This is a genomic window from Pseudomonas sp. GL93, from assembly GCF_003408955.1.
In the GTDB taxonomy this organism is placed as follows: domain Bacteria; phylum Pseudomonadota; class Gammaproteobacteria; order Pseudomonadales; family Pseudomonadaceae; genus Aquipseudomonas; species Aquipseudomonas paracarnis.
This window is the reverse complement of sequence record NZ_NKRF01000043.1, coordinates 12,575-27,552: the sequence shown is the minus strand read 5'-3', so window position 1 is coordinate 27,552 and position 14,978 is coordinate 12,575. Positions and strand designations below refer to the sequence as shown.

Annotated in this window: 7 protein-coding genes; 2 read left to right on the top strand and 5 right to left on the bottom strand. The window is 60.3% G+C overall.

From position 1 onward, the window contains the following. Positions 1-5,920, top strand: a 5,920-nt coding sequence (locus tag CER19_RS07195; RefSeq protein ID WP_116665930.1) for a non-ribosomal peptide synthetase, incomplete at its 5' end; no start/stop codon positions are given. Positions 5,921-6,064: 144 nt separating this feature from the next. Here CER19_RS07195 and CER19_RS07190 read toward each other — a convergent pair. Both CER19_RS07190 and CER19_RS07185 read right to left on the bottom strand, forming a co-directional pair. Next, positions 6,065-8,506 carry a TonB-dependent siderophore receptor gene (locus tag CER19_RS07190; RefSeq protein ID WP_116665929.1) on the bottom strand — a complete coding sequence of 814 codons (2,442 nt, stop codon included), beginning with the start codon at positions 8,504-8,506 and terminating at the stop codon, positions 6,065-6,067. Positions 8,507-8,622: 116 nt separating this feature from the next. Further along, positions 8,623-10,275, bottom strand: coding sequence for a cyclic peptide export ABC transporter (locus CER19_RS07185; RefSeq protein WP_116665928.1), 1,653 nt, complete (start codon positions 10,273-10,275; stop codon positions 8,623-8,625). A 202-nt stretch (positions 10,276-10,477) separates the two neighbouring features. Between CER19_RS07185 and CER19_RS07180 the strand changes: the two genes are divergently transcribed. After that, the gene (locus CER19_RS07180; RefSeq protein ID WP_116665927.1) at positions 10,478-11,305 is read left to right on the top strand and encodes a formyltransferase family protein; all 828 of its coding nucleotides are present in this window, start codon (positions 10,478-10,480) and stop codon (positions 11,303-11,305) included. 123 nt (positions 11,306-11,428) lie between these two features. On the opposite strand, the gene CER19_RS07175 is transcribed toward CER19_RS07180, so the two are convergent. From CER19_RS07175 to pvdM, 3 genes are read right to left on the bottom strand one after another with little or no spacing between them, the layout of a single operon-like run. Beyond that, positions 11,429-12,301, bottom strand: coding sequence for a formylglycine-generating enzyme family protein (locus CER19_RS07175; protein WP_116665926.1), 873 nt, complete (start codon positions 12,299-12,301; stop codon positions 11,429-11,431). 28 nt (positions 12,302-12,329) lie between these two features. After that, the gene (locus CER19_RS07170; protein ID WP_116665925.1) at positions 12,330-13,598 is read right to left on the bottom strand and encodes an aminotransferase class V-fold PLP-dependent enzyme; all 1,269 of its coding nucleotides are present in this window, start codon (positions 13,596-13,598) and stop codon (positions 12,330-12,332) included. 18 nt (positions 13,599-13,616) lie between these two features. Continuing rightward, the gene (pvdM, locus tag CER19_RS07165) at positions 13,617-14,966 is read right to left on the bottom strand and encodes a pyoverdine-tailoring dipeptidase-like protein PvdM (RefSeq protein WP_116665924.1); all 1,350 of its coding nucleotides are present in this window, start codon (positions 14,964-14,966) and stop codon (positions 13,617-13,619) included. Positions 14,967-14,978 lie beyond the last annotated feature (12 nt).

The following is a 14,978-nucleotide window of genomic DNA, read 5'->3' as shown; positions in this document are numbered from 1 at the left end:
GGGGGAAATCGAAGCGCGTTTGCGCGAGCAAGCCAGTGTCGGTGAAACCGTGGTGGTGGCCCAGGAGGGGTCGACCGGTAAGCAACTGGTGGCCTATGTAGTACCACTGGACCCGACGCTCCTGGATAATGCTGTCGCTCAATCAAACGGCCGCGAAGCCTTGCGGCGCGCCTTGAAAACTCGCTTGCCGGACTACATGGTGCCGACGCACTTGATGTTCCTTGAGCGTATGCCGCTGACCCCCAACGGCAAGCTCGACCGCAAGGGCTTGCCGCTGCCGGATGTGAGCCAGATGCAGCAGGCATATGTGGCGCCCCAGAGCGAGTTGGAGCAGAAGATCGCTGCGATCTGGTCCGATGTGCTACGCCTGCCGCAGGTGGGCTTGCATGATAATTTCTTCGAACTGGGCGGCGATTCGATCATTTCAATTCAACTGGTCAGCCGCGCCCGCCAGGCCGGTGTGCGTTTCACGCCCAAAGAGTTGTTCCAGCATCAGACCGTGCAGAGCCTGGCGACGGTCGCGAGGGAAGGCGACGGTGTGGTGCAGATGGATCAGTCGCCGCTGACTGGCGATTTGCTGTTGTTGCCGGTGCAACACAGTTTTTTTGCCGATGAGATTCCCCAGCGTCATCACTGGAACCAATCTGCGGTGCTGCAACCGCACCAGCCGTTGCAGGTACCGCTGTTGTTGGCCGCACTGCAGGCATTGATCGTGCATCACGATGCCTTGCGCAGCACCTTTATAGAAGGCGCACAGGGCTGGAACGCGGCCTACCGTGGTCCGGATCAGCACCAGGCTGAACAGGTGCTATGGCAAACCACATTGAACAGCGTCGAAGAGCTTGAGGCCTTGGGCGAAGAGGCCCAGCGCAGTCTCGACCTAGGCGCAGGCCCGTTATTGCGTGCGGTGTTGGCACAGTTGGCCGACGGTTCACAGCGCTTATTGCTGGTGATCCATCACTTGGTGGTGGACGGTGTGTCGTGGCGCATCCTGCTTGAAGACTTGCAAAGCACTTATCAACAACTGGCCCAAGGCGCCCCTGTGACACTGCCAGCCAAGACCAGCGCCACCCGCGCCTGGGCTGCTCGCCTGCAGACCTACGCCCACAGCCCGGCGTTACAACACGAGCTGGTTTGGTGGCAGACGCAATTGCAGGGCAGCCCGGTCGGTTTGCCGGGTGCCGATCCACAGGCGAGTCTGAGCAACCAACTGGCCCTGAGTGTGAGCACACACCTGGATGCCACCTATACTCGGCGCTTGCTGCACGACGCGCCGAGTGCCTATCGCACCCAGATCAATGACCTGCTATTGACTGCTCTGGCGCGAGTTATTACGCGCTGGAGCGGCGACGCTTCGATGTTGATCCGGCTTGAAGGTCATGGCCGCGAAGATCTGTTCGATGACATCGATCTGACTCGCACTGTCGGTTGGTTCACCAGCCTTTACCCCGTGCAACTGGCACCGGCCGATTCCCTGGCTGCCTCCCTGAAGCGTATCAAGGAGCAGCTGCGAGCCGTTCCCGACAAGGGCCTGGGGTTCGGTGCCCTGCGTTACCTGGGTAATGCTGCAACGCAACAGGCGTTGGCGGCCTTGCCGCAGCCACGTATCACCTTCAATTATCTGGGGCAGTTCGATGCCAGCTTCGACAGCGGCGAACAGCCAGGACTGTTCACGCCGACCGCTGATGCCAGCGGTGCCGAGCAAAGCCCGCAGGCACCTTTGGGCAACTGGCTGGAAATCAATGGTCAGGTCTATGGTGGCGAGCTGAAGTTGAACTGGAGTTTCAGCCAGGCGATGTTCGGTGAAGCAACCGTCAAGTGCTTGGCCGACGACTATGCTTTGGAACTCAAGGCTCTGATTGATCATTGTTGCGAGTCGGCGCATCAGGGCGTGACGCCGTCGGACTTTCCGTTGGCGCGGTTGTCCCAGGACCAGTTGGATGGCTTGGCACTGAACGTGGCTGAAGTCGAAGACCTGTACCCATTGTCACCCATGCAGCAAGGCATGCTGTTCCAATCGCTGTACGGCGAAGGTTCGGGTGACTACATCAACCAGATGCGCATTGATGTGCAGGGCCTGGATGTGGCGCGCTTCCACCAGGCCTGGCAGGTGGCGGTGCAACGCCACGAGATCCTGCGTAGCGGTTTTGTCTGGCAGGCGGAGCTTGAACAGCCTTTGCAGGTGGTCTACAAACAGGTGCGCCTGCCGTTCATGGCGTTGGATTGGCAGACCCGTAAAGACTGCAACCAGGCCCTGGATGAGCTGGCTGAGTCGGCACGCACCCAGGGTTTTGTCCTGGAGCAGGCACCGCTGTTGAGCTTGACGCTGGTACGTACGGGGGCGACGAGCTACCACCTGATTTACACCAATCACCATATTTTGATGGATGGCTGGAGTGGTTCGCAGCTGTTCGGCGAGGTGTTGCAACAGTATGCCGGTGAGCCGCTGCCAGCGCCGACCGGGCGGTACCGTGACTACATCGCCTGGCTGCAGGCACAGGACAAAGCCGTCAGCCAGGCGTTTTGGAAGGCGCAACTGGTCAACTTGCAGGCGCCCACGCGCCTGGCCGGTGTCGTAGAGGCTGAGGTGGATGAGGCCAAGGCGGTCAATGGCGAGCATCGCTTGAGCCTGGATGCTGCGCAAACCGATCACCTCAAAGCCTTCGCCCAACGTCACAAGGTGACCCTCAATACCCTGGTGCAGGGCGCCTGGTTGTTGCTGTTGCATCACCACACCGGGCAAGCCACCGTAGCATTCGGCGCCACGGTAGCAGGGCGTCCGGCGGAACTGCGTGGCATTGAACAGCAGGTCGGCTTGTTCATTAACACGCTGCCGGTGGTGGCGACGCCGGATGCGCAAATGTCGGTCAGCCATTGGCTAGAGCAACTCCAGCAACAGAACGTTGGCTTGCGTGAGCATGAACACACGCCACTGTTCGAGATCCAGCGTTGGGCCGGGCTGGGTGGAGAAGCGCTGTTCGACAGTATCCTGGTGTTCGAGAACTACCCGGTGTCCGAGGCGCTGGAGCAGGGCGCACCGTCGGGGCTGCGTTTTGGCGCAGTGCACAGCCTGGAGCAGACCCACTATCCATTGACCGTGTTGTTGGCTATAGGCCAGACACTGGGCTTGGAGTTCAACTACTCCCGCCAAGCTTTCAGCGGCGCGCATATCCAGCGCTTGGCCGAGCACTTCCAGCAGTTGCTGCTGGCCTTGGCCAGCGACGGCAGTCAACGCCTTGGCGCGTTGCCCTCAGTGGCGCAGGCCGAGCGTCAGTGGGTATTGCATGATTGGAATGCCACTGCGGTGGATTACCCGCTGGATCAAGCGGTCCACACGCTGATCGAGGCACAGGTGCTGCGTACACCGGATGCACCTGCCTTGATTTTCGCGGGGCAAGCCTTGAGTTACAGCGCGTTGAACGCCCGGGCCAATCGCCTGGCACATCGCTTGATAGCTGCCGGGGTTGGCCCGGATGTGCTGGTGGGGCTGGCGGCGGAGCGCTCGGTGGAAATGGTGGTTGGCCTGTTGGCGGTGCTCAAGGCCGGTGGCGCTTATGTGCCGCTGGACCCCGAGTACCCTCGTGATCGCCTGGCCTACATGCTGCAAGACAGCGGTGTGCAACTGCTGTTGACCCAGGCTCATCTACTGGCGCAACTGCAGGTTCCTGCCGATGTACAAACCCTGGTGCTGGAACATGGCGATACCTGGCTGGAAACCTTCAGCAGCCACAACCCGAATATCCCGTTGCACGGCGAAAACCTTGCCTATGTGATCTACACCTCCGGCTCCACCGGTCAGCCCAAGGGCGCTGGCAACCGCCATATCGCGCTGACCAACCGCCTGTGCTGGATGCAGCAGGCATATGGGCTCAAGCCACACGACAGCGTGTTGCAGAAAACTCCGTTCAGCTTTGACGTGTCGGTGTGGGAGTTTTTCTGGCCGCTGATGACCGGCGCACGTCTCGTAGTGGCGGCACCGGGCGATCATCGTGATCCAGCCAAGTTGGTACGGCTGATCAACGAGCAACAGGTCACCACATTGCATTTCGTTCCTTCTATGTTGCAAGCGTTCTTGCAAGACGCGGCGGTTACTTCATGCCAGAGCCTGCAACGCATCGTTTGCAGTGGGGAGGCGTTGCCTGCGGATGCCCAGCAACAGGTGTTCGCCAAATTGCCCTACGCCGGGTTGTACAACCTGTATGGCCCTACCGAAGCCGCCATTGACGTAACCCACTGGACCTGTGTCGAGGAAGGTCGCGACGCCGTACCCATCGGCCGACCCATTGCCAACCTGGGCTGCTACGTGCTGGACGACAACCTGGAACCTGCGCCAGTGGGTGTGCTGGGCGAACTGTATTTGGGCGGTATTGGCTTGGCGCGGGGTTATCACCGCCGTGCGGCGCTTACCGCCGAGCGGTTTGTGACCGACCCGTTCGGCAGCGGCACGCGCCTGTATCGCACCGGTGACCTGGCGCGTTATCGCGACGATGGCGTGATTGAATATGCCGGGCGCATCGATCACCAGGTCAAACTGCGTGGCTTGCGCATAGAGTTGGGCGAAATCGAAGCGCGCCTGCTGGAACTCGACAATGTCCGCGAAGCCGCGGTGCTGGCGGTGAACGGTACCCACCTGGTGGGTTACCTGGTGCTGCAACAGCCGCTTGAAGAGTGGAAGGCAGGGGTGGTTGCACACCTGGCCGAGCAGTTGCCCGACTACATGGTCCCGGCGCAGTGGGTGGTGCTGGCGCAGATGCCGTTGAGCCCGAACGGCAAGCTGGACCGTAAGGCGTTGCCCAATCCAGAGGCTCACGGTGCGGCGCAATACCAGGCGCCCGTGAGCGAGATGGAGCAGCAAATCGCGGCGGTCTGGAGCGAGGTGCTGGAGGTGGAGCGCGTAGGGCTCAACGACAACTTCTTCGAACTCGGTGGCCATTCGTTGCGAGTGCTGATGCTCAAGGAGCGAATTCGCAAGGTCAGCGGCGTGAACCTGTCTGTCAGCCAATTGATGCTTAACCCCACCGTGGCGGGGCAGGTCAAATGCCTGCTGGGCAATAGCCGGTCTTCGTTGATCGTCAAGCTCAACCAGCAGACGCAAGGCACGCCGTTGTTCCTGTTCCACCCAAGCTTCGGCTCGGTGCATTGCTACACCGCGATTGCCCTGGCCTTGCGCGAGCAGCGCCCTGTGTTCGGGGTAATGTGTCGTGCCTTGGCCGAAGAGGGCGCCACGGTGCCGCAATGGCAGGTAATGGTCGAGGACTACACCGCGCAATTGTTGGTGGCCCAACCCGAAGGCGCGTTCCGTCTGGGTGGCTGGTCATTGGGCGGCAACCTGGCGATGGAGGTGGCCTACGGCCTGGAGCAAGCCGGCCGAGAAGTGGAGTTTGTCGGCTGGATTGACGCTGCGCCGCCGCAGTGGGTCAAACACTATTGGGACGCGGTGGTGGTCGAGGACGCTCGCGAGGTCTCAGCCAATGAGCGCCGCGCAGCGTTGCTGGGGGTTATGTTTCCTGAGTTCGCCGAGTCTATCCAACACGCCTGGCAGCAATGCCAACGGGATACCGAGAATGAAGCGGGACAATGGCAGGAGTTTGTGAACTGGGCTGAACAGTCTTTGGGCGAAGCCTTCACGGTGATCAAGGATGAATTACTGCGCGGCAATGAGGCGCAGATTTCCTGGGACGTTGACCGGGCACTCAGTGAGCGTTTGCTGCAAGCTGACTTCAAGCCGATCAAGGCTCCCGTCACTTGTTGGTGGGCGTCCATGAGCCGGGCAGGGCGCTTCAAGGACCTGATCGAGCAGCAAATGGCAACGGTGATCAGCCAAGGGCGCATCGAGCGCTCAGTGATGATTGAGACCGATCATGACGGCATTATCGACAGCGCGGTGTTCATCAGCAGTTTGGTAGAGGCGTTGAGGTAAGCCGCCGCTCAGCCACAAAAACCCGGATCCTGTGTCCGGGTTTTTTATGCTCCAATCCCTCTTCGCCAGTATTTCTGCACGCCCAAAAAAAAGCCCGGTGAGCATGGGATGCTCAACGGGCGTTTGATCGATTGACGCGTGGAATCAGAAGTCCCAGCGCGTGCTGACCATCACATTACGTGGCTCACCGTAGGCGGCCGAGTTATAGAAACCCACGTTGGTGTAGTAAGACTTGTCGAAGATGTTGTTGAAGTTGACGGTAGCCGACAGGTTCTTGGTGACCTGATAGCGGGTCATAAGGTCCACCAGCCAGTAGGATTCCTGGGTGATGTCTTGGTCTTTCTTGAGCGGCTCGTTCCAGATTGAATTCCAACCTTTGGTCTGCCAGCGTACACCGCCACCGATGGTGAACTTGTCCAGGTCGCCCTTGAGTTTGTAGGTGGTGTTCAGGTTGACCTGATGCTCGGGTTCGAAGGTGGAGAGTTTCTTGTCGTCTTCGTCTCGTACGATCTTGTGGGTGTAGCCACCTTGAAGTTGCCAGCCTGGGCTCAACTCACCGGAAATTTCCGCTTCGTAGCCTTTGGTGACGGCCTTGGAACTCTTGAACGCCCAGTTGTTCGGGGCAGGTGTCTGGTTGTTGTAGGCGTCATCCGAGATGGGGCGGTTAGTCTCATGCACTTCGAAGTAAGCGATGCTGGTGTTGAGGCGGCCATCGAAAAACTCGCCCTTGAGGCCCAACTCATAGTTCTGCCCTTCGTCCGGCTCCAGCAGCTTCTCGTTACGGTCCTTATAGGTGCTTTCCTGCGGTTGGAAAATATCGGTGTAGCTGGCGTATACCGAGAAGTTGTCGTTGAGGTCGTAGATCACGCCGGCGTAAGGAATGAACCGCCCGGTTTCCTTGTAGGAAGGGTTGTTGCCAGTCACGTGATAGTTGGCCACGCGCCCACCCAGGATTACGTTCAGATCGTCAATCACGTTGAAACGCGCGGTCAGGTAATACCCGGTTTGACGGATAGTGTCGTCGATGTGCTGTTGGGCAGGACCGTAAATAGGCTTGGCGATATGGCCGTTCCAGTTATAGAAATCGACCTTGTTACCGCCAGGCCATTCCGGCGACCAGTACCCCTTGCCTTGCCAGCGTGAGGTGCCGATTGAGCCGCCCACCACCAGTTCATGCTCGCGGCCAAACAGGCTGAAAGGGCCGGTGGCGTAGAGGTCGGCCGAGGTGCTCTTGGTCTCGCCGGTGTATTTCTGCCCGTTGATTTCGGCGGTGCCATCGGCTGCCGGCTGGACGAATTGGATCGAACCCAGGTCGGCGTGGTAGCTGTTGATCTTGTGGTCGAGCTGGAATTTGGTCACCCAGCCGTCGCCCAGGTCATGCTCGAGCATGGCAAAGGCGGTACGCGTGTTTTGCTCCCACGAACTCCAGGTGGTGCCGTTGTTGTAGGAGCGCGGCATTTTGTTGATGCTGCCGTTGGAGTTGACCAGCGGGAAGGAGCCGGACCAACTGGAACCCTGCGGAATATTGTCCTGGTAATCGAAGCCCACCGTCAGCATGGTATCCGGAGACAGGTCGAACTCGGTGATGCCGTAGTAGGTTTCGGTCTTGCGCGAGTAGTGGTCCATAAAGGACTTCTTGTCCTGATACGCAGCCACCGCACGGCCACGGATATTGCCGCTGTCGGTCAAGGGGCCACTGACATCCACTTCGCTGCGGTAGTTGTCCCAGGAGCCCGCACCCAATTGCACATGGCCCTTGAAGTCCGCGGTTGGCTTCTTGCGGATCAAGTTGATGGTCGCACCCAGGGAACCGGCACCGTTGAGCAGGCCGGTAGCGCCCTTGAGGACTTCAACACGGTCGTAGATTGCCATGTCGCTCAGGGTGTTGCCCGCCGAATAGCCGACGTTACGCACAGTCGATGGAATACCGTCGTACTGGAAACTATTGACCGAAAAACCACGGGAATAGTAGTTGGTGCGGTCGGAGTCGTAGGCGGAAACGGTGATGCCCGGCGTATGGCGCATCACGTCATCCATGTTGTTGAGGCCAAAATCCTCGATGTGCTGGCGAGTCACCACGGTGATCGACTGCGGAGTTTGCCGTGGGGTCAACGTCAAACGTGTAGCCGTGGCAATCGTGCCAGGCGTGTAGGAACCAGAACCTTCGGTGACGTTGCCCAGGTAGTTGGCGGTCACTTGCGTCGGGCTCAGCTCCAGCCCACCACCACTGCCAGCAGCAGTGACGGTCAAGGTATTGCCATTGAGGTTATAGGTGGTCTGGCTACCGGCCAGCAATGCAGCTATGGCCTGCTGCGGCTGCATCTTGCCCTTGACGGCGGGGCTGTTCTTGCCCTGCACATCGCCCGGGCTGTAGAGCACTTGCACATTGGTCTGGCGGCCAAATTCCTGCAGTGCGCTCCCCAGCGACTGTGCAGGAATATTCAGCTCGATCTCCTGGGCTTGCACATAACCTGCAATTGGCATCGACACAGCCAGCGCCAGGGCACTGGGCAAGAGGTTGATGTTCAGGGCCCGGCGCATGGATAGCGCTTTGCTCAGGGGGCTGAGACCGAGTCGTGCTGGCATGGATGCTTTCTCTTCTGTGTTTTAAGTGGGCAATTCTAAGTGTTTATTGAGGTTAGTTCTCATTACCACTAGTGAGACGTTCCTACTTCGCAAAACCGGAAAAAATATTCGATGCATCATGCAGGCTCCATTTCATGCACCACCTGGCCAGCGCGCAGGCGCACCAATTGGTCGGCAATGTCGAAATAACGGTCGTCATGGCTGATCACGATGATGGTCTTGCCCAGGCGTTTGAGGTCCGGCAGTAGCTCGGTGTAGAAGATGCGGCGAAAGGCCGGGTCCTGGTCGGCAGCCCATTCGTCGAACACCAGTACCGGGCGCTCCTCCAGCCAGGCATTGACCAGGGCCAGGCGTTTGCGTTGGCCGGTGGACAGGTCGGTGGTGCTGAACACGCCATCCTTGACGCTGACCTTGTGCGCGATTTCCAGGCGCTCAAGGTATTGGGTGGCGCTGTCCAGGGACTGGGCGGCGCTGCCTTGTACCAAATCGTCGAACAGGTAGTAGTCAGAAAACACCGTAGTGAACAACTGCCGATAATCGTCGCGTTCAGGGTCGGTCACCGCTGTGCCGTTGAGCACAATCTCGCCAGCCTGAGGCGGATACAGGCCCAGCAGCAGCTTGATCAAGGTGGTCTTGCCGCTACCGTTTTCGCCGACGATAAATACGATATCGCCTTGCTTGATGCTGAGGTTGATCGGCCCCAGATGGAACGGCTGGCTGCCTTCTACCGCTGGTGGGCTGTAGCTGACGCCACGCAGTTCAAGGCTGTTGACCAGCGGCTTTGGCGCTTCACTGTCGTCCATCAACAAGTGGGGCTCTGGCGAAGAAAAACGCTCCGACAGTTCGCTGATGCGCCCAAAGGCAATCTTGGCCTTGCCCACGACCGGCAAGTAACCCAGCAGGTGCTCCAGTGGACCCTTCATGTACAACAGCACCAGCACGAAGCCAGTAATCACCGTAGGGTCGGGGTTGGGGTTGTACGCCTGCATCGCCAAAGCCAGGCCGATGACCACGAAGAACAGCATCGAGCCAAAGGTCTTGGCCAGAATATAAATATTGACCGAGCGCACCTGGATGTCGCTGATGCGGTCAGCGGTTTCCTGGATGCGATGGGTGTTCATGCGAAACCGCCGCGGGCGGTGCATGCGCAATTCCTTCGCGCCGGAGGCAATCGCATTGTAATAGCGCTGCAATTCATCCTCGTGGCTGCGGGCCAGGTCGAAGCCCTGAATGCCTTTGCCGCCGGCAATGAACTGCACGGCGCTACCGACAATGATCGCGACCACCATCATCAGAAACATCGGCACCGACAGGTAAGCCAGGTAACCGAGGCAACCCAGGGTAACGGTGGCGGCGATGGCCAGGGGGGTGAAGGCAAAGGAAAAATCGCTGATGGTGTCCACGTCGTGGGTCAGCACCGGGATCAGGCGGTGGGAGCGATACTGCTCGATCTGCCCGATCGGAGCTGACAGCACCTTTTCACCCAGATCCTTGCGCAGGGCGGCAATGATCCGTTGGCCGACATAGTTGGTGCCGATGTCGGAAATGATCGAACTGATAAGCGCCACCACGCACAAGGCGGCAAAGGTCAGGACCACGCCCTGTGTCATGCCGCCCTCGGAATGCAGAGCATTGTTGATGGTTGCCAGCAGCAGGGTGATGGCCAAGCCGCCGACCATGCCGAGGGCAACGGAGACCGTCACAATGGTGCGAAAGGGCCTGAGCAATGCGAGCAAACCTTTGAAGGCGCCGCGCTTGGGGTCGGTCATAAATACTTCCCGGAAAGTGAAAAAGAGGGGGCTGGGCACACAGACCCTTACCCATGACAAACGAAGCTGTGGCGTGACTATTTAGCGCGGCGTGCCGGGCGGTGGCAGTGAGCGATAAATTGCCCGGGGCCTGGTTCGTTCTTGTTCTGTAGGCGCACGTGTATCAATGCCGTGCGTGGCCCTTTGAGCGAGAGCGAAACACATGACGAAAAAGAACCTGGTGTATGTCTGGTCCCTGAGAAATGCCGCCGCCGACAAGGCGGGGCAGCCGGTGGCCTATAAAGACCACGAGCGCTATATGAAATCGGTGCTGGAGTTTCTGGTGGGCTCGCTCAACGACACGTCGCTGGGCGAGGCTTACAACCTCGTAGGCGTGGTGTATGACGACGATGAGCAAAACCCGCGGGACCAGCAGTTGGTGGCGGACTACGGCTTCGCCTACCAGCCGGGTCGCCAGTGGCTGTACCCGGCGGACTTGCGTGTGCAGGGCAAGTTGGTCAATGACCTGCTGCTGAGCGTGCCGTCCACCTATCGCCGCCTGCCACGGGGCAGCGCCGAACATATCGCTGGCAAGCAGGATTTCGAGCGTCGCCTGCATGACACCCTGGTGGAGCTGAAGGCTGACATCGTGGTGCTGGATGGTTTGTTGGTGATCCTCGACGAACTGGTGCGCCCGGGTGCGCCGTTTGCGCGGCGCATCATGAACATTCATCCGGGCATCCCCCGCCTCGAATCGCCTTACGAACGCCGTGGGGCGTACGCCACCTGGAATGCGCTGTACGGCGCGCGTGGGCAGGCAATCACCGACTGGGCGACCAAAGCGACTCAAGCGTGCGAGCCGTTGTATTGGACGGGTGCGTCATTCCACTACGTGGATAACGGCATCGACTCGGGAGAGGTGTTCCACGACGTGCTCAAGACCGAGATTTCGCCCGAGGACACCATCCTTGAGTTGCGCTGGAACAACTTCAACAACAGCCTGTTCCCGGCGCTGCATGAAGGCTTGGCGCTGTTGGCCAGACAAGGCTGAACGGGCGGGCGCGAACCCTGTAGGAGCGAGCTTGCTCGCGAAAATCTCACAGACGCCGCGTTTATTCAGAGAACACGCGTCATCGTTGACGTTTTTCGCGAGCAAGCTCGCTCCTACAAGGTATTAGAGCTCGCGCACGACCCGAAACCCAATCCAGTCCCCGCGCGTCTGCGGGTAGATATTGTTGCGATTGCCCGAGCGTGAAAACACCGGCGCCTCGCCCCAGTCATTGCCGCGAATCTGGTAGGCCTCGCAGTTGGGCTCCACCCAGGCACTGCCATCAGTCGGCGCGCCGACGTAGTTCGGATGCTCGCAATCAGCCACCCGCTCATACACATTGCCGTGCATGTCATACATGCCAAAGGCATTCGGTGGGTAGCTGCCCACAGGCGACGAATAGCTGTAGCCGTCCGCCGGGCCGTAGGTGTTGGCGTGCTGGGCGATGCTGTAGCCCTTGCCTTCGTCGAACGGGAAGGGGAACGGGCCGGTGGTGCCGGCGCGGGCGGCGTATTCGCGTTGGGCTTCGCTGACCATGTGGTACGTGTGCCCGGTCTTCTTCGACAACCAACTCACGTATTGCCTGATGTCGTCCATGTCCATGCACACTGCCGGCTGGCGTGGGCCCTGGGGGTAGCGTGGCTTGCTGGCGATACATTCGCGGCCGGGGCGGTCGTCGCCGTTGGCGATCTTCACGCCGGTCTGGCGCACGTAACTGTCCCATTCGCCAGCGGTGATGTGAAAACGGCTCATGGCGAACGGCTTGGCGAAGGTCACTGCATGCATGGGGCCTTCGTCGGGCTCGCGGCCCACTTCGTCTTCCGGCGTACCCATGGTGAAGGTGCCGGCGGGCAGCACCACCATTTCCGGGCAGTCCTTGCAGTCTTTGAAGACCTTGCCCGGTTGTGGGGCGGCGGCGTGGGCCAGGCCGGGCAGCAGGGCGCCGCACAGGGCGGTGAACGCCACGGCGGTCAGGGGTTTGAGTCGGGATGGAGTCATGTGGGCATCTCGTTCAAAGGGAAAAATGTCATAACCGCTGGCTCAGCAAGGTCATGAAGCGCTGGATCTCACCCGAACTGTTGAGCAGGCCGGGCGAGGTGCGAATCACCGGGCCGACGTCACGGTCTACCGCGTCCACCACCACGCGGTTTTTCATCAGGTAGGCCGCGATGGCGTCGCTGTCCTGGTTCTTGACTCGGAAGAAGGTGAAACCTGCTGACAGCTCGGGGCTGCGCGGGGTGACCAATTCGATCTGCGAGTGAGCCAGCAACTGGTCTTTGAGTTCGGTATTGAGCGCATGGATACGTGCCTGCACCGGCGCCTTGCCCAATTTGAGGTGCAGCTTGAAGGCCTCGTCGGCGGCCCAGCGATGTTCGAAGGCGTGGTAGCCGCCGGGCGTCATGGTCGTGGCGAAGTCCTTGTCTTCGCAGAAGGTCGGAATCATCGGTGTGACGTATTTGTTTTCGCTCTCGCGGGCGCACACCAGGCCGGTGCCGCGCGGGCCGAACATCCACTTGTGGGTGCCGGCGATGAAGAAGTCGCAGTGCATATCGGGGAAGTCGAGGTCTTCCACGCCGAAGCCGTGCACACCATCGACGACATAGAGCAGGCGGTCCGGCTCGTCGCGGTTGCGGTTGTGTTCGGCCACCAGCTTGCCGATTTCGCCAATGGGCAATTTCACGCCGCTGCCCGACTGCACCCACGTCATGCCCAGCACGCGAGTGTTAGGACGGATATTGCGCTGGATATTGCCCAGCACTTCATCGGCCGAGACCTGATTGGGGTTTTTGAACAGGCGTATTTTACGCACCTGGGTTTGCTCCTTGCGTACCCTGAAGTCCAGGCTGAACGCAGTGGCGTAATGCTCATGCACCGTGGTGAGGATTTCCTGGTCGGCGCGTACCTTGATCCCGCCATAAATCATCGCCAGCCCTTCGGACGTGCTGCCGGATAGGGCGATCTGCGCTGGCGTGGCGTTCAGGTAGCGGCCGGCCCACTCGCGCACTTGGCCCTCACGCTTCCAGGTTTCCTGAAGGTCCCAGTCCATGGCCAAACCCGGGTTGCGGTCGATCTGCTGGCGGTAACGCTCGATGGCCTCGCGCACGGGCCTTGGGTGCGAGGTCACCAGGAAGTTGGAAAAGTGCAGGTAATTCGGGTCCTGGTTGAACAGTTGCTTCAATCCCGTCCATGGGGCGTTCGTAGCGGCGGCCACTGCCTGGGGCAGCAACGCGGTGCCCAGCGGCAGGCTCGCGGCAAGAAGGCCGGCCTGCTTGAGAAATGTACGGCGGTCGGTCATGGACTTACTTCGTGGTGGTTAGCGATTGGCCAATGGCTTGGCGGCTTTTTGTACCTGGTCCCACACCCGCAGGAAATTGCCCCCCCACAGCTTGGCAATATCGGCTTCGGAGTAGCCGCGCTGGATCAGTTCGGCGGTGACGTTGCGCACCTCGCCGACGTTCTCCCAGCCCTGGAGGCCGCCGCCGTCGTTGAAGTCCGAGGCAATGCCGACATGATCGATGCCGATCTTGCGCACGGTGTAGTCGATGGCGTCGCCCAGGTCCTTGAGCGTGGCCTTGGGTTCTTCCTCGAGGATGGCGTACAGCGCGCTGGCGTACTGGCCGAAGCGTTGCTCGGGCCAGGCGGCAATGATTGCATCACCGGGCATCAGGGCCATGGCCAGGTTGGGCAGTGGCGGCAGGTCGAAGCGTGCGCGCAAGGTATTGAGCTTGTCCTGGGTCGGCTGGCTCAAGGGGCGCAGGTAGGCGGGGAAGCCCACCACCTGCACCACGCCGCCGCTGTTCTTGATCAGTTGCAGCTCCTTGTCGCTGAGGTTGCGCGGGATGTCCACCGATGCCCGTGGCGCCGAGTGGGACGCCACCATCGGCGTGCGGCTCAACTGCGCGACTTGCTCCAGCGCCTTGGTCGACATCTGCGACACGTCGATGATCACCCCCAGGTCATTGAGGCGATGCACCGCTTGCTGGCCGATAGGCGACAGGCCCTCAAGGGCATCAGTGGAGTCATTGAAGAACGGCAGCGGGCGCGACGAGTCGGACCAGGCGTTATTGCCGATGTAGCTGAACCCGAACATGCGCATGCCGCGTGCGGCCCACAGGTCCAGCTGGTTCAGGTCGTTGCCCAGGGGGTAGGCGTTGAGCATGCTGATAAAAATCGCGAACTTGCCTTCGCCGTGCAGGCGTCGCATATCGTCCGGGGTGTAGGCAATGCCCACCTGGTTGGGAAAGTCACGCACCATGCCGGAGATGATCTTGTAGCGCACTTCCTGCTCGTGCCGGGCCTCTTCGACAAAACCGTCGGTGGGCTTGTGCGGGGCGTTCGCGCCGTTCCAGATTTCCGGCCAGCCGAAGATCGTCAGCGCGGCGCCTGACAACCGGCCGCGGGCCGCCTTGGCCAGGTCGAACTGGCCGCTGCCATCCTTGTCGGCCTCATTGCCCGCCGTGCCGAAATCCAGGGGCAGGGTGATGTGGCTGTCGAATGACAACAGGCGGTCCTGCATTTCATTGGCCTGCTTGATCACCTCCAGCGGGTAGCCGGCGTTGCCTTTGAACCACTGATCCCAGACCAGCAAGCCAGCCCCGGCGCCGATCGCCAGGGCCAACGGCAGGCCGATATACAGCGCCTTTTTCGAACGTGGTTTTGTCATTGCCATCTCAGT